Origin of the sequence: Hoeflea sp. 108, from assembly GCF_000372965.1 — a bacterium.
GTDB lineage: Bacteria > Pseudomonadota > Alphaproteobacteria > Rhizobiales > Rhizobiaceae > Aminobacter.
The window spans coordinates 710,245-733,590 of the sequence record NZ_KB890024.1; the positions used below are offsets into that span (position 1 = coordinate 710,245).

Below are 23,346 nucleotides of genomic sequence, written 5' to 3' on the forward strand. Positions count from 1 at the left end.
TGAACATCATTCGGAGAATATGCGCCCATGTCGAACGTCGATCAATCTTTTCCCGCCGTCGTGGAGCCGTTGGCCCGCATCCCCAGGTCGGCCTATCTGCTGACGGCCTGCATCGCCGTCATCGGCTCCAATTCGCTCGTGCTGGGGCCGATCGCGCCTGAGGTTGCCCGCAGCTTCGACACCTCGGTTCCGTTGGTCATGGCCGCAGCCTCGGCCTTCGGTCTCGGCACGGCGGCGAGCGCGTTATTTCTGGCCCGTTACATCGACCGTTTCGGCGCAAGAAGCATGCTGCAATGGGCGCTTGGCCTTTTGGCCCTGGCGCTAGCCGGCAGCGCTCTCGCGCCGACAATCCCGGTGCTGATCGCAGCGCAGCTTGTTGCCGGCATTGCCGCCGGCATCGCGCTGCCGGCGATCTATGCAAGTGCGGCGGCAATCGCCCCGCCCGGCCGCGAAAGCGGCACCATCGGGGTGGTGCTGACCGGCTGGACGCTGTCGATGGTCGCAGGCGTGTCGCTGTCGGCCGTCATTGCCGATCTCATCCATTGGCGCGCCGTCTTTGCTATCGTCGCCGCGCTGGCCTTGGCCGCAGTTGCGGGCGTGGCGGCCGTGTCGCTGTCAGACAGGCCCAGCGGTAGCGTTGCTCCGGCTCCATTGGAGGCGCTGCGCACGCCCGGTATCGTGCCGCTGCTGATTGCCTGCGGCGCCTTCACGACGGCTTTCTACGGCGTCTATGGCTATCTCGGCGATCACCTGCACGAGGCGTTGGGACGCCCGGTCAGCGCCAGCGGCCTGGCGGCCGTGTCCTATGGCATCGGCTTCGGCGCGGCAGCACTGCTCGACGGGATCGTCGACCGGCTCGGAGCCCGTCGCGTCATGCCCATCGCCTATCTCGCCGCCGGCGGCGTCTATCTGCTGCTGGCAGCGGTATCGGGCAGTTTTGGCGGCTTGATTGCGTCCATGGCGTTGTGGGGGCTGATCAACCATTTCGGGCTCAACGTTCTGGTCACGCGCCTGTCGGCGCTCGATCCTGCCAGGCGGGGCACCATCATGGGGCTGAACAGCGCCGTAACCTACCTGGCAGTCTTTGTCGGCACGACCGCATTCGGTCCGCTCTATCAGGCCCTGGGGTTCGCAGCATCGGCACTGGTGGCCGCCGCCCTGATGCTGGTCGCAGCCGCCGCCGCGTGGCATTGACGGGTCAGTTGGGCACGGAAATCCCGAGCAGCGACTTCATTGCCAGAAGCGCGATCAGCGACACGACAAACAGGCTGGCGAACACGGCCGAACCGATCGCTGCCCCCTTGCCGATGGCGGCGTTGGTCATGCGCCAGGTCAGTGCCATGGACAGGCCGAACAGGGCCAGGGACAACAGCGACCCGAAGCCCTGGGCATCGTCGGGCACCAGCATGTGCAGCAGGGCAGCCGGAAGCATCAGCCAGGCGATGATCGCCGAGGTCCAGTTGCTCGCCACGACATAGTGGACGAAGCGGTCGCCGACGCCGGCGCGGCGGGCGACGAGCGCAAAGACGACAAGCGGCACGATCCAGGCGCTGATGTCGACCAGGGCAAGGCTGACGACGGTGCTCAGCCGGTCATTGAACGCCGCCGATTGCACCGCGAAATCGTTGGCCAGGCCCACCCAGCCGACAATGAGTGCCGGCGCGGCGACCAGGATGGCGAAGAACGAGTTCCAGAAACCGTCGGCGCTGAGGTCGAGCAGGCGCAGGCCGTCGGGCTTGCCCAGCATCAGTCGCCAGGCACCCGACAGGCTCTGCTGGATTTCCTCGCTGGCCAACATCTGCCTAAGCCGTTACCCGAACCAGTCTTCGATGAAGCGCTGGTAGACCTGTGTCAGTTGTTCCAGTTCGGCAAGCGGCACGCGTTCGTCGACCATGTGCATGGTCTTGCCGACAAGGCCGAACTCGACCACGGGGCAATAGTCCTTGATGAAGCGCGCATCCGACGTGCCGCCCGTCGTCGACAGCTTGGGCTTGCGCCCGGTGACGGCCTTGATCGAACCGGACAGGGCTTCGACCAACTTGTCGTCGCGGGTCAGGAAGACGTGGCTCGGCGTATCGCGCCAGACGATGTCGAACTCGATCGGCTCCTTGCGCCCCTTGCGGTACTTCTTGCGGCCGCTGGCCTTGTCCAAACGGTTGTGGATCTCGGCCTGCAGCGTCTCGGCCGTCCAGGTGTCGTTGAAGCGGATGTTGAAGGATGCCGTCGCCTTGGCCGGAACGACGTTCGTCGCCGGGTTGCCGACATCGAACGTCGTAACCTCCAGGTTCGACGGCTGGAAATCCTTGGTGCCCTTGTCGAAGACAGGGTTGAGCAGGGCGTCGACCAGTGTCATCAGCCCGCGCACCGGATTGTCGGCAAGATGCGGGTAGGCGGCGTGGCCCTGCCGGCCATGAACGGTGATCGTGCCCGACAGCGAGCCGCGGCGGCCAATCTTGATCATGTCGCCGAGCTGATCCGGATTGGTCGGCTCGCCGACCAGCGCGGCGTCCCACTTCTCGCCGCGTCCGGCAGCCCAGTCGAGCAGCTTGGCGGTGCCGTTGATCGACGGGCCTTCCTCGTCGCCGGTGATGAGTAGTGAGATCGAACCCTTGGGGCCGCCCTTGGCTTCGACATGGCGTGCGACCGCCGCGATGAAACAGGCGATGCCGCCCTTCATGTCGACGGCGCCGCGGCCGTACATCTCGCCATTGTCGATGGCGGCCGAAAATGGCGGATGCTTCCAGGTGGCCTCGTCGCCGACAGGTACGACATCGGTGTGGCCGGCAAACATCAGATGCGGCCCGTTGCCCGAGCGTCGCGCATAGAGGTTCTCGACATCAGGCGTGCCGGACTCCGAGAAGGTCGGGCGCTCCACGGTGAAGCCGAGCGGCTTCAGCATCGCTTCGAGTGCGGTCAGCGCACCGCCTTCGGCCGGCGTGACCGACGGGCAGCGGATGAGGGCGGCGAGGTTCTCGGAGGGGTCTGTCGGCATTTTCATGGCGACAGCGATAATTGAATCGGTGCCCCCTGTCACGACGTTCGGTTGCCTCAGGGGCATCCGCCTCCAGCTTCGCTAAAGCGACATGACCTCGCTTGAAGGAAGGCGACCGTCCGCTCGAGCGCAGTGCGGCCGGCGTCGACGTCGAGGTTGAACTGGTATTCGTGCGGCAGTGGCGGCTGGTAATCCCTGGCGAAGAACAGCGTGTCTGTCTTGACGCCGAGCTTCTGCGCGGCCTCGGCCAGCCGATGCGACTGTTCCTCCAGCGGATCGGCATTGCCGACGGTGATGAAGGCCGGCGGGAAGGCTGCGGTCATGTTGTCCATGATCGAGAATTGCCGGATGCGCGGGTCGCCGTCGAAGTCCCGGTTGCCGAGATAGGACCAGAACACGGTGCGGAGGAAGCCGCCGGCGGCACCGTCGAAATTGACGAGTCGCGGGTCGTAGCCGCCGCAGTTGAGCACGATGCCACGCAGCGGGGCGGCGCCGATGGCAGGAACGATGTCCATGCCCTGTCCATAGCCGGGCGTGGTGACGACGTTGGCGAGCTGCGCCGCGATCTGGGCGCCGGCGGAATCGCCGGCAAGGAAGATGCGCGTGGGGTCGATGTGGAATTCCCCGGCCTTTGCATTCAGGAAGGCGAGCGCCTCATTGGCCTGGATGACGGGCGTGGGATATTTCGCAGCCGGCGCGATGGAATAGTCGATGCCGACGGCAACAAAGCCCTTGCTTGCGAGGATGCGCAGGTAATTGGCGACGTGCTCCTTGCTGCCTGAAATCCACGCCCCGCCATGCACCCACATGATGACGGGCAAGGCCTTGTCGGTGCCTTCGATTTCGGAGGGATAGAACACGTCGAGCCTGTTGGCCGCGTCCGGTCCGTAGGGAACATCGAGCTTTTCCGCGATGCCGTCTGGCACATGCTTCTGCAACGCTGCCGCCGCCGCATCGCCGCCACGGTCGAAGAAGTAGCGGATGACGACAGCCGCCGGCCACGGGCTGAGCTGGAAGGCTGCGAAGCCGGTGACGGCTAGCACGATCAAAGCCCCCACCAGACCGATCAAAAGCCTCCTGAGCATCAGCCCTCCCAACGATGCATGTCGACGGCAGAGGATGGCACGTCTCGTGGAGGTCGGCGAGAGCTGGCGTTGCCAGGGAGGTCTGCCGTCACTCGGGCGGGGTGCTGGGATGCCCCATGGTTTCCAGTGGCCGCCGAAGACATCGGCGATTTTTAAGTCGCATTTTAAGTCTCCTGCAAGCAGCGACTGGCACTGTAGCGGTATGAGAATCGCCACGATCACCCATTGGGCCTACGGCATCACCGTCGTGCTGACGGCGCTTTCCGGCGTCTCGTTCATGTTGTCGTCCAACAGCGCCCTTCAGGAGCGCGCCGCGGCTGAAGAACATCTGACGCTCGACACGCTGAGCGAAGAGCTAGCCCTTGGCGCGGAAGTCCGCAGCGACGAGGCGAGGCTGTACGTGATGCGCGGCGAGGAGCGCCATCTCCAGGCATTCCGTTCGGATGAGGCTGCCGAACGGCGGCTGGAGGCTGTCACGTCGGAACTGGCCGCACGCGATCCCGCGCCGGCGGAAGCCGCCGCGCTGCAGGCGATCGACGGCCAGGCGGAGGAACTGGACAAGCTCGAAGCGGCCGCGATCCAGGCCTATCAGAATGGAAACAAGGCAGCCGCACAGGAAGCCCTTTTCGGCGCCGAGCATGAAAGGGTTCAGAACGCTCTCCTCCAGACGGTCGCCCATTTTCGTGACCTGACCGCTGCACGCACGACCGCAGCACTCGATGCGGCGCGCGACCGCAGCAACTGGTGGAGCCTTGTCGCCAAGATCATGCTGGCGACCACAGGGGCGCTGTTTGTTGCCGTGCTCTATTTCGTCCTCAGCCGACGGGTGGCGATGCCACTGCGGCACATGACCGGGATCGTCAGTCGCCTGGCCAAGCAGGATTACAGCGTCGAGGTTCCGGTCAACCGTCGGGCCGACGAGATCGGTGAGATGAGCGACGCCATCGAGGGTTTCCGTACCAATCTGATCGAGCGCGAAAAGCTCGACGCCGAGCGACTTGCCGACCAGCATATGAAGGACCTCATCCTTCAGATGATGCACCGCGTGCAGGCATGCCGCGACCAGGGGGAACTGACCGACGTGGTCGTGCGCTTCGCGCCGCAGATATTCCCCGACCTTGCTGGCGGTCTCTACGTTCTCAACGAAGGCAGGACATCACTGGCACGTGTCGGCCTGTGGCACGATCCGGAGCACTCGGCGGCGGAGTTCCCGGCCGCCGCATGCTGGGGCCTGCGGCGTGGCCGCTCACATCACAGCGGCGTCAATGGCGCCGATGTTCCGTGCCAGCATGTAAATCCGCCCGGCGTGGCGACGCTTTGCGTTCCCCTGACGGCCCAGGGCGACATGATCGGGCTGCTGTATCTCGAAGAGCGCGAAGATGGCGCACTCGAGCCGGCGGGTTCGCGGCTCTACCTCGAACTGATCGCCGAGAATGTCGGCCTCGCCATTGCCAATCTGCAATTGCAGGAAAAGCTGACGGCACTCGCCGTGAGCGATCCACTCACTGGCCTGTTCAACCGTCGGTTCCTTGACGAGACGCTGCAGCGGCACGCCCGAGATCATAGGGACGAGCCGGTTGCCTGTCTGATGATCGACATCGACCACTTCAAGCGCTTCAACGACCAGTTCGGCCATGATGCCGGCGATCTTGTCATGCAGTTCGTCGGACAGTCGCTGCGCGAGGCCTGTGGGTCATCAGGCGATGCTTTCCGCTTCGGCGGGGAAGAGTTCACCGCGCTTCTGCCGTCCTTCGGCGAGGCAGACGGGGTGGCGCTTGCCGACACGCTGCGCGAAAAGATCGGCGCCGTGGCGCTCTCCCATGCCGGCCAGGTTCTTGGCGCGGTCTCCGTTTCCGTCGGGGTGGCGGCCTCTCCAACGGGCGGTTCGGTCGAAACGCTTGTGACGCGGGCCGACGCTGCCTTGCTGGAAGCGAAAGCCGGTGGCCGCAACCGGACCATGGCCGCAAGCAAGATCAGAAAGTCGGCCTGAGGCCTCAGGCCGACTGACGATGCCATGTCCCGCATTGCATCGGGAATTGCCAGACGGGGTCTGCTGTCGCTTATAGTGGCTGCCGGGAGGGCCCATGGCCAAGGACCACCAGACAATCGTTGTTGCGGGTGCCGGCAGTATCGGCTGCTACGCCGGCGCGTGCCTTGCTCTTGCGGGACGTGATGTGCGCCTGCTGGCGCGGCCGCATATGGCTGAAACGATCAACCGCGAGGGGCTGGTTTTCAGCGATCTAGATGGTCGTCGTACGGCGATCGCGGGCAGGGCGATGACGGTCGACGCCGATCCTGCCGTTCTTGCCGATGCCGACATCGTGCTGGTAACGGTGAAGAGCGGCGACACCGCCGGCATGGCCGAAAAAATCGCCCGCCATGCCCCGGCCACTGCAACCATTGTCAGCCTGCAGAACGGCATCGACAATCCGGCACGGCTGCGCGCCGTGGTGGGCCAAAGACGTGTCGTTGCCGGCATGGTGCCGTTCAATGTCGTGCAGTCGGGCGAAGGCGAGCGCCCGCTGCGTGTCCACCGCGCCAGCGACGGCACTGTCCTGATCGAGGTCGGTGACGAGCCGCTGCGGGCGCTGCTCGATGTCGAGGGATTCCCGGTTGCTACTCATGTCGACATGGCCGGCGTGCAGTGGGGCAAGCTCCTGATGAACCTCAACAATGCGCTGGTGGCCCTGTCCGACCTGCCGCTGGCGACCGAACTGGCCGACCGGCGCTGGCGCCGCCTGTTGGCCGCCCAGATATCGGAGGCGCTGGCTGCGATGCGCGGCAACGGCATCGTGCCGGCCAAGGTGGCCGCCGTGCAGCCTGGCTTGCTGCCTTATGTCCTGCGCCTGCCCGACTGGCTCTTCCTGCGCCTGGCGAAACGTATGCTGGCGATCGATCCCGAAGCACGCTCGTCGATGTGGGAGGATTTGGTGCGCCACCGTCGCACCGAGGTCGACGATCTCCAGGGCGCGGTTGTCAGGCTGGCGCGCAAAGCCGGCGTCGAAGTACCAATCACGGAACGCGTCATCGCGCTGGTGCGCGCGGCCGAAGCGGCCAAAGCAGGCTCGCCGCGATTGGCACCGGAGGCAATCGCCTAGCTCTGTCGCGTGGCCTCTATCAGCGTGATCTTCTGCCAGATTTTGCGCGACAGGTTCGAGCCGAGATCCTCGATGTCGTTGACGGCACCCGTGACCACCTCGTCCTGGATGGCCTGTGCGAACAGCGCCGCGAGTTTGCCGGTGACCGACAGCATTTCCGAGCAATAGTCGAGATAGCGGGCCAGCTCGGTCGGGTCCTTGATCCGCTGCGGCGAATGCGCAGTCGGCGTGAACGTGCCCGAGAGTGCTGCCGGGTCCTTGGTCAGCTGGTGCATGTCGATGACATGGATCAGCGAGCGCAGGCCATGCAGCTCCTTGAAGATCTGCTTGCGCTTGAGACGCTGCTCGACGCTATTGAGGGCGAGGAAGCCGACGCCGCCGAGGATCAGCGTGTTGAGCGTTGCCTCCACGCCCTGCACGAAGTCGAAGGCGCCGGTCGAGATGCGGTCGAAGGACAGGATCGAGCCGACGAAGACGAACATGCCGGCGCCAAGGGCGATCACCGACCAGGTGAGGATCCTGAGCCACCAGATCGGTCGCGCCAGCTTTTCGGCCGCCGTGGCAAGATCGCGTGACATGACGACCAGTTCGGAGGCGACGCTGGCGAGGCCCGAATTCGGGAACCGGTCGCCGATGCGCGCCTCAAGCGACCGCGCGGTCTCTGCTATCTTTTCGGGATCGAGTGTTCTGTAGGACATCGCACCCGCCCCTCTGCCACTAGCGCGGTGCGTTGGTGTGCTCGCCGAACTGGTTCGGCCCGGGCGTGCCCGGATAGATGCACAGCGCCACGAAGGCGAAGATCGAGACGATGGGGATGAAAAGCGCGACCGCAAACAGGCCGGGCTTGTCGATGTCGTGCAGCCTTTTGACGCTGAAGGCGATATGCGCCCAAAGGAAGGCGAGGAAGATCAGGCCGAACAGGAACGACCACACCTGCCCGGCCGAACTCTCGGGGTGCACGCGCATGAACTGGTAGAGCGGGAACGACACCACCATCAGCATGAACAGGAAGCCAAGCAGATAGGCGGCGCGGTTGACGCGGCCTGAAAACTTGAAGAACAGCCAGAAGAAATCGATGTTGTTAGGCAAGCGGGTCCGGTCCGTATTGGTTTGCGCCGCGGTCGCCTTCTAGGATGCCCAGGTCTACCAGGATCCAGACACAGCCGATGACCGGAACGATTGCGATAAGGCTCCACCAGCCTGTTTTGCCGCGATCATGCCAGCGCTTGGCAAAGACCGCGAGCGCTATGTAGTACACCGCAAGGCCGAAGACAAAGGTGGTGGCGCTGCGGGCCAAGAATCGGGTGAAGTGGGAGCTGGGATCCAGACCGTTCAGTCCAAGCGTCCTGAGAAGCGCAGCGTACGCGCCCATGATCGCCATAACGACCGCAACGCCCGCCCAAAACTTGGTCCGGTTGATGCGTCCCTTGTAGCTCGTCAGCAGGTACTTCCAGTCCACGCGACCCTCCGAAGCCAGTCCGCCGGCGCGACAAACACGCCGCCGGAACTTGCTTCGGTTTCAATGAAAGATCAATCGCGCAGCAGCTCGTTGATCGAGGTCTTGGAACGGGTCTTGGCGTCGACGCGCTTGACGATGACGGCGCAATAGAGGCTCGGGCCCTGATCGCCGTTCGGCAGCGGCTTGCCAGGCATCGAGCCGGCGACAACCACCGAATTGGCCGGCACTTCGCCGTAGAACACTTCGCCGGTCGCACGGTCGACGATCTTGGTCGACTGGCCGATGAAGACGCCCATGCCGAGCACCGAGCCTTCGCGCACGATGCAGCCCTCGACGACTTCCGAACGCGCGCCGATAAAGCAGTTGTCCTCGATGATGGTCGGGCCGGCCTGCATAGGCTCGAGCACGCCGCCGATGCCGACGCCACCGGACAGGTGCACGTTCTTGCCGATCTGGGCGCAGGAGCCGACCGAGGCCCAGGTGTCGACCATGGTGCCGCTGTCGACATAGGCGCCGACATTGACGAAGGACGGCATCAGCACCACGCCCGGCGCGACATAGGCCGATTTGCGCACCACGGCCGAAGGCACCGAGCGGAAACCGGCCTTTTCATAGTCGACCGCTCCCCAGCCGTCGAACTTGGACGGCACCTTGTCCCACCAGGAAGCGCCGCCCGGAGCGCCGGAGATCAGCTCCATCGGCTTGAGGCGGAAGGACAGCAGCACCGCCTTCTTTAGCCACTGGTTGACGTGCCATTTGCCGTCGTCCTGGCGTTCGGCGACACGTGCCGCGCCTTTGTCGAGCAGGTCGAGCGATGCCTCGATGGCGTCGCGGATTTCACCGCGCGTCGATGTCGAAATGCCGTCGCGTTCCTCGAACGCCCGGTCGATGATCTTTTCGAGGCTGGCCACGTCAGGCTTCGACATAAACATCTCCGTTACTAGCCGTTAAGGCTAAGGCTTCTAAGCTGGCATAAAATCGCGCGGACCCTATGTCAGGCTGTAGTGGGGGTCAATCGCGGTGGCGACATCGAATGCCGCGGTAAACGGGAAATTGGACACTGAGTTGAATATGAATCCGATGGACAAGACTGGCTGGACGCCGCTGCCGCACTCCGACCAGGATCTGGAGCGCGCCAAGAGCGTGCCCGACACACCGCAGACCCGGGCCCCGACCTATCGCCTCGCCTGGAACGACGAAGATTTCATGACCCAGCGCGAGTTGCGCCCGGTCAGGCTGCAGCTCGAACTGCTGAAGACCGAGATGACGCTCGCCGAGCGTGGCATCCGTTCAACGGTCATCCTGTTCGGCGGCGCGCGCATTCCCGAACCGGGCGGCGAGGCGTGGGCGGCCAAGAACGAGACCCAGCGCAAGAACCTCGAGGCCAACAGCAGATATTACGACGAGGCGCGCAAGTTCGCCCGCCTGTGCTCGCAGCACTCGGCCGCGTCCTACTACCGCGAGTTCGTTGTCGTCACCGGCGGCGGTCCGGGCGTGATGGAGGCCGGCAATCGCGGCGCCGACGACGTCGGAGCACCCTCCATCGGCCTCAACATCGTTCTGCCGCACGAGCAGGCGCCCAACCCCTATGTGACGCCGGAGCTGTGCTTCAACTTCCACTATTTCGCCATCCGCAAGATGCATTTCGTCATGCGCGCCAAGGCGGTTGCCGTGTTCCCCGGGGGCTTCGGCACCCTGGACGAATTTTTCGAGACGCTGACGCTGATCCAGACCGGGCGCATGGAGCGCGTGCCCGTCATCCTGTTCGGCAAGTCATTCTGGAAGCGTGCGATCGACCTCGATTTCCTTGCCGACCAGGGCACGATCACGCCCGGCGACCAGGACATCATCGACTTCGTCGACACCGCCGACGAGGCCTGGGAGATCATCAGCCGGTTCTACGGCCTTTGATCGCTTCGCTGGCGTTGCGTCCAGCGGCTGCGGCCGGTGGACCAGCGTCACCAGCACGAAGGAAATGATCATCAGGAGATACCAGGAGCCGAGCTTCTGGATCGACACCGGCGACCAGCCGTCATGCTGGCCGGGATAGATCCAGGCGCGCGACCAGGTGCCGATGTTTTCGGCGAACCAGATGAACAGTGCCACCAAAAGGAAACCCAGAAGCAGCGGCATGCGGTGGCGGAAGCGAAAGACGCGGTAATGCACCGCCGTCCTGAGGTAGAGCAGGGCGGTCACCGCAAACAGGCCGTAGCGAATGTCCACGGTGAAATGGTGGGCGAAGAAATTGATGTAGATCGCCGCGCACAGAAGCACCGTCGCCCAAAGCTGCGGGTAGTGGGTATAGCGCATGTCGAAGATGCGGCTGACGCGAGCTAGATATGAGCCGACAGCGGCGTACATGAAGCCGGAGAACAACGGCACGGCACCGATGCGGAACAGGCTGTCTTCCGGATAGGACCATGAGCCGGCCGATGTCTTGAACACCTCCATCGCTGTGCCGACGATGTGGAAGATCAGGATGACCTTGGCCTCGGATGGCTTCTCCAGCTTCAGCGCCAGCATCGCCGCCTGGATGGCAAGCGCCGACAGGAACAGGAAGTCGTAGCGCGTCAGCGTTGCCTGTTCCGGCCACCACAGTCTTGTCGCCATGATCAGCGCCAAAAGCAGCCCGCCGAACAGGCAGGCCCAGGCCTGCTTGAGGCCGAAGACCAGGAACTCGACGAGCGCGCCCGAAACACCCCCTGTCGGCAGGCGGTCGAGCACGGCATGCGCCGCGGCATCGATCCGCCCCTCGACCGAGGTGAAACGCTTCACTTCGAGGTGGCTTCCACGAGCGTCGTCAGGAAGGTGGCGAGGTCGTCGGTGACGAAGTCGACGTCGTCCTCGTTCTCGGCATCGCGTTCCCAGATCTCCGAGAAGGTCGGCTCGAAGTTGCGCGGCACGATCAGCACCGTGGTCATGCCCAGCGCCTTCGGTACGGCGAGGTTGCGGGCGAGGTCCTCGAACATGACGGCGTTGGGGCCGGCCACCTTGTGAAGTTCGGCGAACTTCTCGTAGGTCGCCCGCGCCGGCTTCGGCGTCAGGCCGGCCGCGACGATGTCGAAGATGTCGTCGAAATGCTCGAGGATGCCGAGCTGGCGCGCGGTGCGCTCGGCGTGGCTGCGATTGCCGTTGGTGAAGATGAACTTGCGGCCGGGCAGCTGGTGGATGGCAGCGCCCAGCACCGGATCGGGCACCAGCCAGGAATAGTCGATGTCGTGGACATGCTCGAGGAAGGCGTCGGGGTCGATGCCGTGGCGGTTCATCAACCCGTTCAGCGTGGTGCCATATTCCAGGTAGAGCTCCTTCTGCAGCTTGCGCGCATCTTCGCGCGACAGCGTCAGAAGCTCAGCCACATAGCCCGTCATCTTGACGTCGATCTGCGAAAACAGATTCGAGTGGTGCGGGTAGAGCGTGTTGTCGAGGTCGAACACCCAGTCGGTGACGTGGTCGAAGCGGGCGGGATCTGGAACTTGGGTCATGCGGTCCTTATGGCACGGTTCGTGGAATTTGGAAGCGCCCGTACTTCATCACAATTGACCCCGACCTTGGCGAAATTCGGCAAGGTGGGTCAAATTTTAACTACCCGCGAAAGATGAACTTCAGTTGATGCTGGCATTCCATCAGCCGGCAGGGAGCAGAAATTGAAGCGAGTCTTTTTCCGTACAGGTCTAGTCACGGTTCTGGCCGTCCTCGGGTCGTTGGCGCTCGTCCTCACCTTGGTGCCGATGCTCGGCGGCAAGATCGACGATCTGACCTACACCCTGACCCTGGTCTGCCCGGTGGTGATCGCCTTTCCGATGGCCTTTTATACCTTCTGGCAGGGCATGAAGCTCGAGGTGGCGCACCAGGACCTGACCCGCGCCCACGCCCAGCTCGCCGCCGCCCACAGGCGTCTGTCGGAGAAGGCGAGCCGCGACGAGATGACCGGCATGCTCAACCGCGAGAACTTCTTTGCCGCTCTCGACGGTTCGCGTCGCAAATCCGACCGCGGCGCCTTGCTGATCATCGACGCCGATCATTTCAAGCAGATCAACGACAGTTTCGGCCATCTCACCGGCGACCAGGCGCTGCTGGAGATCGCAGCCGCCATCACGCGCGGCGTCCGTAGCGGCGACATTCTCGGCCGCATCGGCGGCGAGGAGTTCGGCGCCTTCCTGATCGGCGCAACGCCTGAGGAAGCCAAGCTGGTCGCCGAGCGCGTCCGCAAGGAAGTCGAGCAGCTGCGCTTCCAGCCCAGCGTCGAGCGCGCGGTGCCGCTTACCGTCAGCATTGGCGGCACCACCTGTGCTGTCGACGCCAATGTCTCCGAACTGATGCGGGCGGCCGACAAGCGGCTCTACGAAGCCAAGCGCCGTGGCCGCAACCTGACGATCATCGACAAGGAAATGCCCGAGGCGGCGTGACTGCGCTCGAATCGGAAGCATCGCCTTGATGCGGGATGGTGGCGTTTGCCGCCGTCCCTTTTGGCACTTGAATCTGGCCGATACCGCTCGCCATGGCGAAAGTCTTGTACGAAAAATGCGGTACATTCCGGTCGATCCGGTGCCAAAGATGAAGTTGGGCTTCGACAGCCGGACGATTCGCCCTACATCGAACGGGTCTCTGATGATGCCGACGTGACTGGAGCAACATTTTCCTGGGCTGTCGAAATCAGGCGGTTCGGAACGACATCGGTCTGCATGATGCGATCTCAATGCGGAAACTGTATGGGCCACGGTTCTCTCTGAGGGCCGTGCCGAACGGTCCGGGCTCAGCTACCGCAGTCAAAGGAACCGGAAATGACGTTTACCCATAGCTCGCCAGCCACGCCCGAGGAGGCGTATCCGAGACGCTGGATTGCGATGGCAATCCTGCTCCTGGCCGGGTTCATGAACCTGATCGACGTGACCATCGTCAACGTCGCGCTGCCGCGGCTTCAATCCGGGCTTGGTGCGACGAGCAGCCAGATCGAATGGGTGGTGGCAGCCTATGTGCTGGCCTTCGCGCTCGGCCTGCTGCCGTTCGGCAGGCTCGGCGACGTGGTCGGGCGCAAACGTCTGTTTCTGATCGGCGTGGCGAGTTTTACGGTGTTTTCGGCACTGTGCGGGCTGGCGCCGACAATGGCGACGCTGATCGTCGCGCGCGTGCTGCAGGGGCTGGCCGGCGCCATGATGATGCCGCAGGTGCTGGCGATCACCCAGGTGATCTTTCCGCCGCAGGAACGTGGGTTTGCCTTCTCGCTTTTCGGTCTGTCGGCGGGTCTCGCCTCTGTCGCTGGGCCTCTCGCCGGTGGCCTGCTGATCAGTGCCAACATCCTTGGCCTCGACTGGCGGCCGATCTTCCTGGTCAACATCCCGGTTGGAATTCTGGCGGTGATAGCAGGGCGGGCCCTTATCCCCGACATGCCCGGGCGGCCTGAGCTGACGCAGGATCCGTTGGGTATCCTGATCGCCAGCGCTGCGGTCTTTCTGCTGGTGTTCCCGCTTATCGAGGGCCATGCCTATGGCTGGCCGTGGTGGACCTTTGTGATGATCGCACTGGCAGTTGTCGTGATGGCCAGCTTCTTTGCGCATCAAAAGGCGCGGGCGAAGCGCGAACAGAGCCAGTTGCTGCCGGTGGCCCTGATGACCAACGGCAATTTCCTGCTTGGGTCGGCGATGACTATGACGTTTTTCTCAGGTGTCGCAGGCTTCTTCCTGGTGCTGGCCGTCTTCCTGCAAACCGGGTTTGGACTGACGCCGCTGCAATCAGGATTGACGACTGTGCCGTTCCCTATCGGCGTGCTGATCGCCTCGCTCTTTTCGGGGCGGCTGGGCAGCCGTTGGCCTCACAGGCGCATCGTCGCCGGAGCGCTCGTCATGGGCACTGGCATGGGCTGGCTGCGCTTCGTCGTTGCCGGTGTGGGGGATGCCGTTGACCACTGGAACTTCGTCCTGCCGTTGCTGATGTGCGGTTTCGGCATGGGCATCGCCATCTCGTCGCTGTTCCAGACCGTGCTGTCGACCGTGCCGCCGCGCGACGCCGGTTCGGGGTCGGGTGCGGTGCAGGCCTTTCAGCAGATCGGCGCCGCACTTGGCATCGCCGTCACCGGGCAGATCTTCTTTTCGACCCTGGACGGCAGCGCGGGCCAGCCTCCGCATGTCGCCTTTGTCTCGGCTATGGAGCGTGCGCTTGTCTACGAGATGGTGGCCTTCGCGCTCGTGGCGGCGATGGTGTTCTTCCTGAAGCCGGCAGCGCCGCAAGGCAGCCATGGCAAACGTGTCGAAAGCCAGCAACCGCTTCCCGTGGAAATGTAACGGCAGCGCCTTCTGCCCGGTTCCTGCGGCTTACAATATCGCCTTGAAAACCGTTCCGATTTTCGAGGCGATGCTGTAGACGCGGAGGTGCGGCCACTCCGGTCGCCTCCCAGCCGATACTGACGATCATGCCATTGTGGATTCCCATCACCATCGCTGCCGCCTTTCTGCAGAATCTGCGGTCGGTGGTGCAAAAGCACCTCAAGGGCGTAATGGGCACCACGGGTGCCACCTTCGTCCGCTTCGGCTTCGGCTTTCCCTTCGCTCTCGCTTTTGTCGGCGTGCTGCATTTCGCGGTTGGCTACGAGTTGCCGGCGCTTAACAGGACCTTCTTCATCTGGGCGGTGGTCGGCGGCCTCGGCCAGATCGCCGCCACCTTCCTGCTGATCCACCTGTTCTCGTTCCGCAACTTTGCCGTCGGCACCGCCTATTCGCGCACCGAACCGGCGCAGGCAGCTCTCTTTGGTCTGCTCTTCCTTGGCGAGCGGGCGACAACAGGCGCCATTGCCGCGATTGCCATCAGCGTCTTCGGCGTGATGCTGATCTCGGTCGCCCATATGGCCTTCAATGTGCGGACGCTGGTGACCTCGGTCGCCAGCCGCAATGCTCTGATCGGCCTTGCCTCCGGCACGTTCTTCGGCATCTCGGCGGTCGCCTACCGTGCCGCCTCGCTGGCACTGGGCGGTCCCAATTTCATGATGCAGGCAGCGGTGACGCTGGCGGTGGTCATCGTCTTCCAGACGCTCTTGATGTTTGCCTGGATCGTCTGGAAGGAGCGCGACGAGCTGCCGCGCATCGCCAAGGCCTGGCGGCCGGCGCTGTTCACCGGCCTGGTGGGCGCTTCCGCATCCTTCGGCTGGTTCATGGCGATGACGCTGCAACAGGCTGCGATCGTCAAGTCGCTGGCCCAGATCGAGATGTTGTTCACCTTTGCGTCGTCGGTGTTCTTCTTCCGCGAGAAGATCAACCGGCTGGAGGTCGCCGGCTGCATCCTCATCGTCGGCGGCATCCTGGTGCTGCTCGCGGTCGGCTAGCTGCAGGTTTCACCCTTGCCCTGTCCCCGCTGAAGGGGGGAGAGGCGCGCGCGGGCAGGGGCGGATGAGGGCAGTGCCCTAGATCATCGATGGGTCGAGCGTCGGCTGGTCCTTGAAGCGCCCGATGATGCCGGCGATGTCGCCGCTCTGGAACGCGTCCTTGAGCGCATCGAAGGACGGCAGCACGAAATAGGCGCGCTGGAACTTGTCGATCTCGTAGGTCGTTCGCATCACCGTCTCGACATTGAACGGCACATGGTGCGCGTCGCGGCTTTCGACCGCGAACTGCAGCTCGGTGAAGGACGACATCAGGCCGGCGCCGAACGCCTTGAGCGGCTCGCCCGGTGCCTGCATCAGCCCGTATTCGACCGCGTACCAGTAGAGCCGGGTGATCATCTCGTCGCCGCCGAGCGCGATGTAGTCGCCGGCCTTCTCGCCGTAAAGCTGCATGAAGTCGGCGAAGGCCGGTTGGCTGAGCACCGGCACATGGCCGAAGAAATCGTGGAACATGTCTGGCTCGACGATGTAGTCGAGCTCTTCGCGCGTCCTCAGCCAGTTGGTGACGGGGAAACGGCGATTGGCGAGGTGATCGAAGAACGGCTGTGCCGGGATCAGGCCGGGCACCGCGACGATCTCCCAGCCGGTGAGCTTGCGCAGCTTGTCGCTGACCTCGTGGAAGTCGGGGATCTTTGCGGTCAGGCCGAGGGCCTCCATGCCGTCGAGATAGGAGTGGTGCGCCAGCCTTTCGGTGAGCTTGGTCTGGCGGTCGCACAGGGTGCGCCACACCTCCTGCTCGGCTGCGCTGTAGTCATATTTCTGCTCGACGGTGAAGTCCGAGCGGCACAGCGAATAGTCGCCGCGCAATCCCTGTTCGGCGCATTCGCGCGCATAGTCCTGAACGCTGACACCCACGACCTTTTCCTCCCCGGACATGGTTTCCGATAATGAGAGGATAGCTCCTGGTGCCGAGTGGAGTTCACTTCATTGCGAGAACTCTGGCTGAAATTGAGGTATATTCACCTTGAGTGCAGGGACTGGGAGGAAATATGCCTCATCTCGACGATTACGAAATCCGCATGCTCGACATCCTGCAGCGCGACGGGCGCAAGCCGATCTCGGAGATCGCGCAGGAGATCGGGCTTTCCAACACGCCCTGTACCCGCCGCTTCGAGGCGTTGCAGGAAGCTGGTATCATCAAGGGTTTTTCGGCCCAGGTCAGCCGTCGCGCCGTCGGCCTGATGGTCGAAGTGTTCGTACAGGTCCGCCTGGTCAGCCACAGCGACGGCTCGCCGGAAAAATTCATCGCTGCCGTGCAGCGCATGGACGAGGTCTCGGCCTGCTGGACGATGACCGGTGACTACGACTTCCTGCTGCATGTCATGGTGCCCGAGGTCGACGACCTCAACGGCTTCGTCATGCACCGCCTGATGCGGCTGTCGGGCGTGCGCGACGTGCACACGCAACTCGTGCTGCAGAACATCAAGGGCCCGGGCCACGTGCCGCTCGCGCATCTGGAGCGGTAGCGCCCGCGGCCATTGCGCGGGCGCACCACGGCCTTTCAACCTTAAAAACCGACGATCGCGAACCGAAGCAGCAGCGAGGCGATGCCGAGCGCGATCAGCATGAAGCCGAGGCCGATTGGCGAGCCCCAGCCGTCCCAGGACATGGAGCGTTCCGCATATTTCCATTCTTCGTCCCGCGTCATCGGAACAGCGTGATGTTCGGTTGGCATGTCTGCCTCCTGCATGAGCTTGATTTTCCATGTGGTTCGCCGCATATTTCGCCTGTCGATGAAATATACGATAGATTGATATTTAGATGATCGAACTAAATTCGTCAAGGGTGGAACGGAATGCCCGCATGCATGCGATCACCCAGGCCATCATGCGCTGGCAGGAGGCGACCCAGGCCTATGACGAGGCCGTCGGCGAGCGTGCCGGTTTGAACATCGCCGAGCGGCGGGCGCTGGCCTTGCTGATGGAGGGGGCACAGCCGGCAGGTGCCATTGCGACGGCAACGGCGCTGACGCCCGCCGCCGTAACGGCCCTGATCGACAGACTGGAAAAGCGGGACCTGGTCCGCCGGACGCGCAGCGCCGAGGACAGACGAAAGGTCATGGTCGAAGGCGGCGATGCCGCGCGCGAACTGGCCGAAACCTACTACGGACCGGTCGCCAGAGCGGGTGCTGCGATGCTAGATCGCTACAGCGATACGGAACTCGGCGTTATCGAGCGGTTCGTTCAGGACGCGCTCGCGCTGCAGGAGAAGGAACTGGCGCGCCTGTCGGGAGCTTGAGGCAGCGTCCGCGCGCATGCAGTGAGGCGAAGTCGATCGCTCGGCTTCGCCTCGATAGCGCTTCTTACGGAACGATCAGCGTGCCGGCGCCGTGTTCGGTGAACAGTTCGAGCAGCACCGAATGCGGGGTCTTGCCGTTGAGGATGACGACGCCTTCGACGCCGCGCTCGATAGCCTCGATGCAGGTCTCGACCTTGGGGATCATCCCGCCCGAGATCGTGCCGTCCCGGATCAGCGCCTTGGCGTCGGAGACGGTCAGCTCGTCAATCAGCTTCTTGTCCTTGTCGAGCACGCCGGGCACGTCGGTGAGGAACAGCAGCCGCGAGGCCTTGAGCGCGCCGGCGATGGCGCCTGCGAAGGTGTCGGCGTTGATGTTGTAGGTATGACCGTCACGTCCGGGGGCGACGGGGGCCAGTACCGGGATCATCTCCGAGCGCGCGAGCAGGTCGAGCAGCGTGCGGTCGACTTCGACCGGTTCGCCGACGAAGCCGAGGTCGAGCACCTTCTCGATGTTCGAATCGGGGTCGATCATGGTCTTCTTGGCCTTTTCGGCGAAGACCATGTTGCCGTCCTTGCCGCATAGGCCAATGGCCCATTCGCCCTCGGCGTTGATGAGGGCGACGATCTCCTTGTTGATCGAGCCGGCCAGGACCATCTCGACGATCTCGACCGTCTTCTGGTCGGTGACGCGCAGGCCGCCCTCGAACTTCGATTCGATGCCCATCTTGTTCAGCATCGCGCCGATCTGCGGGCCGCCGCCATGAACGACGATCGGATTGACGCCCGATTGCTTGAGCAGGGCGATGTCGCGGGCGAAGGCGCGGCCGAGCGTGACGTCGCCCATGGCATGGCCGCCATATTTCACCACGACCGTCTTGTTCTCGTAACGCTGCATGTAAGGCAGGGCTGCTGAAAGCAGGGCTGCCTGCATTTCGGCGTTGGCGGCGACGTTCGTCGACATCGGCATGATCCCGGATAGATGGATGATTTTGCGCGGTCTTAGCCAAAAACCGGGCAGGGGGCAAATGGTTCGGTTGGTCCAAAGCGGCCGACGGCGAAGCTGCTTCGGGTTGCAGGATATGGCCGCGATAAACAGCAGTTGCAAATCGGCTAGCGCAACGTAACTTGGCGACAATGACGCCGCAGGACATCACCAAGCTGATAGTGCGGACTTCGATGAAGGATCGCGGAGCTTTCGATCTGCTTTACCGGCAGACGAGTGCGAAACTTTTCGGCGTCTGCCTGCGTGTATTGAATGACAGGGCAGAAGCCGAGGAGGCACTGCAAGAGGTCTTCGTCAAGATCTGGACGAAGGCCGACCGCTTCGCAGTATCCGATCTCAGCCCCATTTCGTGGCTCGTGGCCATCGCGCGCAACCATGCGATCGATCGCATCAGGGCGCGGCGACAGCCGACCGTTGCCATCGACGAGGCGATGGAGATCGCCGATCCGACGCCGGGGCCGGAGGCGGCCGCGGTTGCGGGCGACGAGGCCGGGCGCATACGAGGCTGCCTGGATGAGCTGGAACAGGACCGGGCTGCCGCCGTTCGCGGCGCCTATCTCAAGGGGGAGAGTTATGCCGAACTCGCGGAACGCCACGGCGTGCCGCTCAACACCATGCGTACCTGGCTGCGCCGCAGCCTGATCAAGCTCAGGGAATGTCTGGAAAGATGACACTGGCGGAAGACAACGGACCGGAACATGGAGGCGACGATATCGTTGCCGCCGAATATGTTCTCGGCGTGCTTACCGCCAACGAGCGGAGCCAGGCTGCCGCGCGCATCGACAACGAGCCCGGCTTTGCCCGGCTGGTCGATCGTTGGGAAGTTCATCTGTCGCCGCTTGCATCAGCTTATCCGGAAGTTACGCCGCCCGAGACGGTGAAACCGGCCATCGACCGCCGCCTGTTCACCGGGGCCATCACGGCATCCGGGCCTGCTGCCTCGTCGAGCCTCTGGTCGAGCCTGGCTTTCTGGCGCGGGCTGGCCGCTGTCGCCGTGGCGGTGCTCGCCCTCTACGTCGCCGTGCCCTACATGGCCCCGCCGGCGGTTGCGCCGCAGGAGCGCATGGTGGCTTCGCTGGCTGCCGACGGCAGCGATGTCAAATACATGATCATGTATGACGAAAGGGCCGGCGAGATCGGCCTGTCGCATGTCGCCGGCGAGCGTGGCGCGGGCAAGGACTTCGAGCTCTGGATGATCGAGGGCACCAACGCGCCGGTGTCGATGGGCGTCATCCCCACCGGCACCACCATGAAGATGCCGGTCAAGGAAGACATGCGTCAGAAACTCGCTGCTGGGGCGGTGCTGGCCATCAGCCTCGAGCCCCAGGGTGGTTCGCCCACCGGCCTGCCAACCGGCCCCGTCGTCGCCGCGGGCGACCTGCGCAACATCTGATCCACCGTTCAAGTTTTGTCGGGCCGGGCTGAAACTTTGCCCGACGGCTGCTCGTTACTTCCTGTCTGTATGAATTAATATATTGATTTTGTTAAGAAAAAATTGATTTTCCTGAAACTTCCCGTGATCGGGACCGTATCTTCTTGTGTCTTTCCACAGCGGAAACAACCCCAAGGAGTTACGACATGCGTAAGATCTCTCTCGCTTTGCTTGCCGGCACCTTCTCTGCTCTCGCCACCTTCGCCTATGCCGAAAACCCGATGGTCGGCGGCGCTGCCATGTACGCCAACAAGAACATCGTCGAGAACGCGGTGAACTCGAAGGACCACACCACGCTCGTTGCTGCGGTCAAGGCTGCCGGTCTGGTCAAGACGCTGGAAGGCAAGGGCCCGTTCACGGTGTTCGCGCCGACCAACGAGGCCTTCGCCGCGCTGCCCAAGGGCACTGTCGAAACCCTGCTCAAGCCTGAAAACAAGGACAAGCTGGCCAAGATCCTGACCTGCCATGTCGTCGGTGCCAAGGCGATGGCCGCCGACGTGATGAAGATGGTCAAGGACGACGGCGGCGCCCACAAGGTCAAGACTGCTGGCGGCTGCGAGCTGACACTCAAGGACGACGGTGGCAAGGTCACCGTTACCGACGAGAACGGCAATGTCGCCAACGTCACCATCGCCGATGTCGCTCAGTCGAACGGTGTCATCCATGTCATCGACAAGGTGTTGCTGCCCAAGATGTGAGCTCGCCTGACCGTGTGATTGCGCAGCATCGTTGCTCCCCGAGATGCCGCGCAATCAACCCCGGCGCCTCGCCTGCGGCTTCAAGTCGTGGCGGGGCGCTGATCGTTCAAGCCCAGTTGATTTCGCAGGCTGACGTCGGGAGCCTATGATGCGACAGGAGATATCAGATGAAACGCCGTACGTTTCTGCTGGGTGGCGCAGCATCCGCCGTTCTTTTCGCCACGTTGGGGCCGAGGCGCTTGATGCTCGGCGGACAGGCGCGGGCCGAGAGCTTCGAGGTGACCAGGACCGATGACCAGTGGCGCGCGACCCTGACACCGGCCCAGTTCGCCGTGCTGCGCCAGGAAGACACCGAAAGCCCCTGGACCAGCCAGCTGCTCAAGGAGCACCGCAAGGGCATCTTCCACTGCGCCGGCTGCGATCTCGCCGCCTATTCGTCTGAGGCCAAATACGACTCTGGCACGGGTTGGCCGAGCTTCTGGGAAGCCTTGCCCGATGCCATCGGCACCAAGACCGACACGTCGCTGCTGATGACCCGGACCGAGGTCCATTGCCGGCGCTGTGGCGGCCATTTCGGCCACATCTTCGACGACGGTCCCCAACCCACCGGCAAACGCCATTGCATCAACGGACTGGCGCTGACCTTCAAGCCGGCGACCGCCTAGCCGCCGTTGACCACCAGGGCGATCGCTGCCCGGAGTTCCTCCATGCCTTCGTTCTTTTCGGACGAAGTGGCGAGCACGACCGGGAAGGCGGCGGCGCGCTTCTTGATCTTGGCCAGCGTCTCCTCGATCAGCCTGGGCACGCCGGCCGCCTTGATCTTGTCGGTCTTGGTCAGCACGATCTGGTAGGAGATCGCCGCCTTGTCGAGCAGGGTCAGCACTTCCTCGTCGTTCTTCTTGATGCCGTGGCGGGAATCGATCAGCACATAGACGCGCTTGAGCGTCACGCGGCCGCGCAGATAGTCGAACACCAGCTTGGTCCAGGCGTCGACCTGCTCCTTCGGCGCCTTGGCGTAGCCGTAGCCGGGCATGTCGACCAGCGCCATCGGCGGCAAATCTCCCTCGGCGCCGGAATAGCCATCGGGCACGAAGTAGTTGAGCTCCTGGGTGCGTCCCGGCGTGTTCGACGTGCGCGCCAGTCCACCCTGGCGGACCAGCCCGTTGATAAGCGACGACTTGCCGACATTGGAACGGCCGGCAAAGGCGATTTCGGGCGGCCCCTCTGGCGGCAGGAACTTCATCGCCGGCACACCGCGGATGAAGATCCACGGCCGGGTGAATGTCTCGGTATCGACCGGGGGCCTTGTCAAAGTCTGTTCGTTCAAACCGCAGCCTCCAGCTGAGCAATATCCGAGCCGCGAATGGCGTTCAGGTTGCGACCGATCTTTTCGACGGGCCAGTTCCACCATGCAATTGCCAGCAGCTTCTCGATGGTCTTGTCGTCGAAACGCTTCTTGACGACGGCCGAAGGATTTCCGGCAACGATCGCATACGGCGGTACATGCCGGCTGACAACCGATTTCGCAGCAATGATGGCGCCGTCGCCGATATGGACGCCGGGCAGGATCACCGCTTCCATGCCGATCCACACGTCATTGCCGATGATCGTGTCGCCGCGCACCTCCTGCCGCCAGGTGTCGACGTCGAAGCCGTCTTCCCAGCCATGTCCGAAGATGTTGAAGGGGTAGGTCGAAAAGCCCGACATCGCATGGTTGGCGCCGTTCATGATGAAGCGCGCGCCTTCGGCGATGGCACAGAACTTGCCGATGATCAGCTTGTCGCCGATGAACGGATAGTGGTGCAGCACGCATTTCTGCTGGAACAGGTCCGGGCCTTCGGGATCGTCATAGTAGGTGAAGTCGCCGATCTCGATGTTGCCGGCGTCGACGAGGGGCTTGAGGAAGCCGACGCGCTTGTGCATCGGCATCGGGTGCTTGATCGAAGGGTTGGGTCCATGCATGGCAGCTCTT

26 protein-coding genes and 1 pseudogene are annotated in these 23,346 nt (G+C 63.5%); 13 read left to right on the forward strand and 14 right to left on the reverse strand.

Annotated features, from left to right (window positions below):
• Nucleotides 1-27 precede the first annotated feature (27 nt).
• Nucleotides 28-1,194: an MFS transporter gene (locus B015_RS0103490; RefSeq protein WP_018426275.1), complete on the forward strand. Its 1,167-nt coding sequence runs from the start codon at nucleotides 28-30 to the stop codon at nucleotides 1,192-1,194.
• A gap of 4 nt (nucleotides 1,195-1,198) precedes the next feature.
• On the opposite strand, the gene B015_RS0103495 is transcribed toward B015_RS0103490, so the two are convergent.
• The 3 genes from B015_RS0103495 to B015_RS0103505 are packed head-to-tail and all read right to left on the reverse strand — an operon-like array spanning nucleotide 1,199 to nucleotide 4,077.
• Entirely contained in the window at nucleotides 1,199-1,798 is a 600-nt protein-coding gene (locus tag B015_RS0103495) for a hypothetical protein (protein ID WP_018426276.1), read from the reverse strand.
• Nucleotides 1,799-1,810: 12 nt separating this feature from the next.
• Entirely contained in the window at nucleotides 1,811-2,998 is a 1,188-nt protein-coding gene (gene dapE, locus B015_RS0103500; protein WP_018426277.1) for a succinyl-diaminopimelate desuccinylase, read from the reverse strand.
• A 50-nt stretch (nucleotides 2,999-3,048) separates the two neighbouring features.
• Complete coding sequence (locus B015_RS0103505) at nucleotides 3,049-4,077, reverse strand: alpha/beta hydrolase (protein ID WP_018426278.1); 1,029 nt, start codon at nucleotides 4,075-4,077, stop codon at nucleotides 3,049-3,051.
• A gap of 202 nt (nucleotides 4,078-4,279) precedes the next feature.
• Here B015_RS0103505 and B015_RS0103510 point away from each other — a divergent pair, with 202 nt between their 5' ends.
• Both B015_RS0103510 and B015_RS0103515 read left to right on the forward strand, forming a co-directional pair.
• The gene (locus B015_RS0103510) at nucleotides 4,280-6,067 is read left to right on the forward strand and encodes a diguanylate cyclase (RefSeq protein ID WP_018426279.1); all 1,788 of its coding nucleotides are present in this window, start codon (nucleotides 4,280-4,282) and stop codon (nucleotides 6,065-6,067) included.
• A gap of 94 nt (nucleotides 6,068-6,161) precedes the next feature.
• The gene (locus tag B015_RS0103515; RefSeq protein WP_018426280.1) at nucleotides 6,162-7,175 is read left to right on the forward strand and encodes a 2-dehydropantoate 2-reductase; all 1,014 of its coding nucleotides are present in this window, start codon (nucleotides 6,162-6,164) and stop codon (nucleotides 7,173-7,175) included.
• On the opposite strand, the gene B015_RS30355 is transcribed toward B015_RS0103515, so the two are convergent.
• From B015_RS30355 to dapD, 4 genes are all read right to left on the reverse strand, one after another.
• A complete protein-coding gene (locus tag B015_RS30355; protein ID WP_018426281.1) occupies nucleotides 7,172-7,873 on the reverse strand; it encodes a hypothetical protein in 702 nt (233 codons plus the stop codon). The genes B015_RS0103515 and B015_RS30355 overlap by 4 nt on opposite strands.
• A gap of 19 nt (nucleotides 7,874-7,892) precedes the next feature.
• Nucleotides 7,893-8,264 carry a DUF805 domain-containing protein gene (locus B015_RS0103525; protein ID WP_018426282.1) on the reverse strand — a complete coding sequence of 124 codons (372 nt, stop codon included), beginning with the start codon at nucleotides 8,262-8,264 and terminating at the stop codon, nucleotides 7,893-7,895.
• On the reverse strand, nucleotides 8,257-8,634 hold the full coding sequence (locus tag B015_RS0103530) for a DUF805 domain-containing protein (RefSeq protein WP_018426283.1): 378 nt from the start codon (nucleotides 8,632-8,634) through the stop codon (nucleotides 8,257-8,259). Before B015_RS0103530 ends, B015_RS0103525 begins: the two co-directional genes overlap by 8 nt.
• A 71-nt stretch (nucleotides 8,635-8,705) precedes the next feature.
• Nucleotides 8,706-9,560 carry a 2,3,4,5-tetrahydropyridine-2,6-dicarboxylate N-succinyltransferase gene (gene dapD, locus B015_RS0103535; protein ID WP_018426284.1) on the reverse strand — a complete coding sequence of 285 codons (855 nt, stop codon included), beginning with the start codon at nucleotides 9,558-9,560 and terminating at the stop codon, nucleotides 8,706-8,708.
• 145 nt (nucleotides 9,561-9,705) lie between these two features.
• Between dapD and B015_RS34050 the strand changes: the two genes are divergently transcribed.
• The gene (locus tag B015_RS34050) at nucleotides 9,706-10,545 is read left to right on the forward strand and encodes an LOG family protein (RefSeq protein ID WP_018426285.1); all 840 of its coding nucleotides are present in this window, start codon (nucleotides 9,706-9,708) and stop codon (nucleotides 10,543-10,545) included.
• 27 nt (nucleotides 10,546-10,572) lie between these two features.
• Here B015_RS34050 and B015_RS30360 read toward each other — a convergent pair.
• Nucleotides 10,573-11,409: pseudogene (locus tag B015_RS30360) on the reverse strand (DUF817 domain-containing protein); the annotation flags it as partial.
• Nucleotides 11,406-12,116: a pyrimidine 5'-nucleotidase gene (locus B015_RS0103550; RefSeq protein WP_018426287.1), complete on the reverse strand. Its 711-nt coding sequence runs from the start codon at nucleotides 12,114-12,116 to the stop codon at nucleotides 11,406-11,408. The gene B015_RS0103550 and the pseudogene B015_RS30360, both read right to left, overlap by 4 nt.
• Before the next feature lie 162 nt (nucleotides 12,117-12,278).
• Between B015_RS0103550 and B015_RS0103555 the strand changes: the two genes are divergently transcribed.
• The 3 genes from B015_RS0103555 (at nucleotide 12,279) to B015_RS0103565 (ending at nucleotide 15,946) form a co-directional block, all read left to right on the forward strand.
• Nucleotides 12,279-13,040, forward strand: a complete 762-nt coding sequence (locus B015_RS0103555) for a GGDEF domain-containing protein (protein ID WP_026226836.1) — start codon at nucleotides 12,279-12,281, stop codon at nucleotides 13,038-13,040.
• Between the two features lie 375 nt (nucleotides 13,041-13,415).
• Nucleotides 13,416-14,912, forward strand: coding sequence for an MFS transporter (locus B015_RS30365; protein WP_157632681.1), 1,497 nt, complete (start codon nucleotides 13,416-13,418; stop codon nucleotides 14,910-14,912).
• 128 nt (nucleotides 14,913-15,040) lie between these two features.
• A complete protein-coding gene (locus B015_RS0103565) occupies nucleotides 15,041-15,946 on the forward strand; it encodes a DMT family transporter (RefSeq protein WP_026226837.1) in 906 nt (301 codons plus the stop codon).
• Nucleotides 15,947-16,024: 78 nt separating this feature from the next.
• Here B015_RS0103565 and phhA read toward each other — a convergent pair whose 3' ends face one another.
• Nucleotides 16,025-16,879, reverse strand: a complete 855-nt coding sequence (phhA, locus tag B015_RS0103570) for a phenylalanine 4-monooxygenase (protein WP_018426291.1) — start codon at nucleotides 16,877-16,879, stop codon at nucleotides 16,025-16,027.
• A 113-nt stretch (nucleotides 16,880-16,992) separates the two neighbouring features.
• On the opposite strand from phhA, the gene B015_RS0103575 reads away from it, so the two are divergent.
• Nucleotides 16,993-17,469, forward strand: coding sequence for an Lrp/AsnC family transcriptional regulator (locus B015_RS0103575; RefSeq protein WP_018426292.1), 477 nt, complete (start codon nucleotides 16,993-16,995; stop codon nucleotides 17,467-17,469).
• Nucleotides 17,470-17,510: 41 nt separating this feature from the next.
• Here B015_RS0103575 and B015_RS33510 read toward each other — a convergent pair whose 3' ends face one another.
• The gene (locus B015_RS33510; RefSeq protein WP_198292841.1) at nucleotides 17,511-17,678 is read right to left on the reverse strand and encodes a hypothetical protein; all 168 of its coding nucleotides are present in this window, start codon (nucleotides 17,676-17,678) and stop codon (nucleotides 17,511-17,513) included.
• A gap of 128 nt (nucleotides 17,679-17,806) precedes the next feature.
• Between B015_RS33510 and B015_RS0103585 the strand changes: the two genes are divergently transcribed.
• A complete protein-coding gene (locus tag B015_RS0103585) occupies nucleotides 17,807-18,241 on the forward strand; it encodes a MarR family transcriptional regulator (protein WP_018426294.1) in 435 nt (144 codons plus the stop codon).
• 64 nt (nucleotides 18,242-18,305) lie between these two features.
• Here B015_RS0103585 and argB read toward each other — a convergent pair whose 3' ends face one another.
• Nucleotides 18,306-19,208 (reverse strand): acetylglutamate kinase, encoded by a 903-nt coding sequence (argB, locus tag B015_RS0103590; protein ID WP_018426295.1) that lies wholly within the window; start codon nucleotides 19,206-19,208, stop codon nucleotides 18,306-18,308.
• Nucleotides 19,209-19,375: 167 nt separating this feature from the next.
• Between argB and B015_RS0103595 the strand changes: the two genes are divergently transcribed.
• The 4 genes from B015_RS0103595 to msrB all read left to right on the forward strand — a co-directional run bounded on the left by B015_RS0103595 (nucleotide 19,376) and on the right by msrB (nucleotide 22,039).
• On the forward strand, nucleotides 19,376-19,915 hold the full coding sequence (locus B015_RS0103595; protein ID WP_018426296.1) for a sigma-70 family RNA polymerase sigma factor: 540 nt from the start codon (nucleotides 19,376-19,378) through the stop codon (nucleotides 19,913-19,915).
• Nucleotides 19,912-20,637 (forward strand): anti-sigma factor, encoded by a 726-nt coding sequence (locus tag B015_RS0103600; RefSeq protein WP_018426297.1) that lies wholly within the window; start codon nucleotides 19,912-19,914, stop codon nucleotides 20,635-20,637. Before B015_RS0103595 ends, B015_RS0103600 begins: the two co-directional genes overlap by 4 nt.
• 185 nt (nucleotides 20,638-20,822) lie before the next feature.
• The gene (locus B015_RS0103605) at nucleotides 20,823-21,374 is read left to right on the forward strand and encodes a fasciclin domain-containing protein (RefSeq protein WP_026226840.1); all 552 of its coding nucleotides are present in this window, start codon (nucleotides 20,823-20,825) and stop codon (nucleotides 21,372-21,374) included.
• 167 nt (nucleotides 21,375-21,541) lie between these two features.
• Nucleotides 21,542-22,039: a peptide-methionine (R)-S-oxide reductase MsrB gene (msrB, locus tag B015_RS0103610; RefSeq protein ID WP_018426299.1), complete on the forward strand. Its 498-nt coding sequence runs from the start codon at nucleotides 21,542-21,544 to the stop codon at nucleotides 22,037-22,039.
• Here the strand turns inward: msrB and yihA are convergent.
• Together yihA and B015_RS0103620 are read right to left on the reverse strand one after the other, a co-directional pair.
• Entirely contained in the window at nucleotides 22,036-22,686 is a 651-nt protein-coding gene (gene yihA, locus B015_RS0103615; RefSeq protein WP_026226841.1) for a ribosome biogenesis GTP-binding protein YihA/YsxC, read from the reverse strand. The two genes, msrB and yihA, sit on opposite strands and share 4 nt — an antisense overlap.
• An 11-nt stretch (nucleotides 22,687-22,697) precedes the next feature.
• Complete coding sequence (locus B015_RS0103620) at nucleotides 22,698-23,336, reverse strand: CatB-related O-acetyltransferase (RefSeq protein ID WP_018426301.1); 639 nt, start codon at nucleotides 23,334-23,336, stop codon at nucleotides 22,698-22,700.
• Nucleotides 23,337-23,346: the final 10 nt, after the last annotated feature.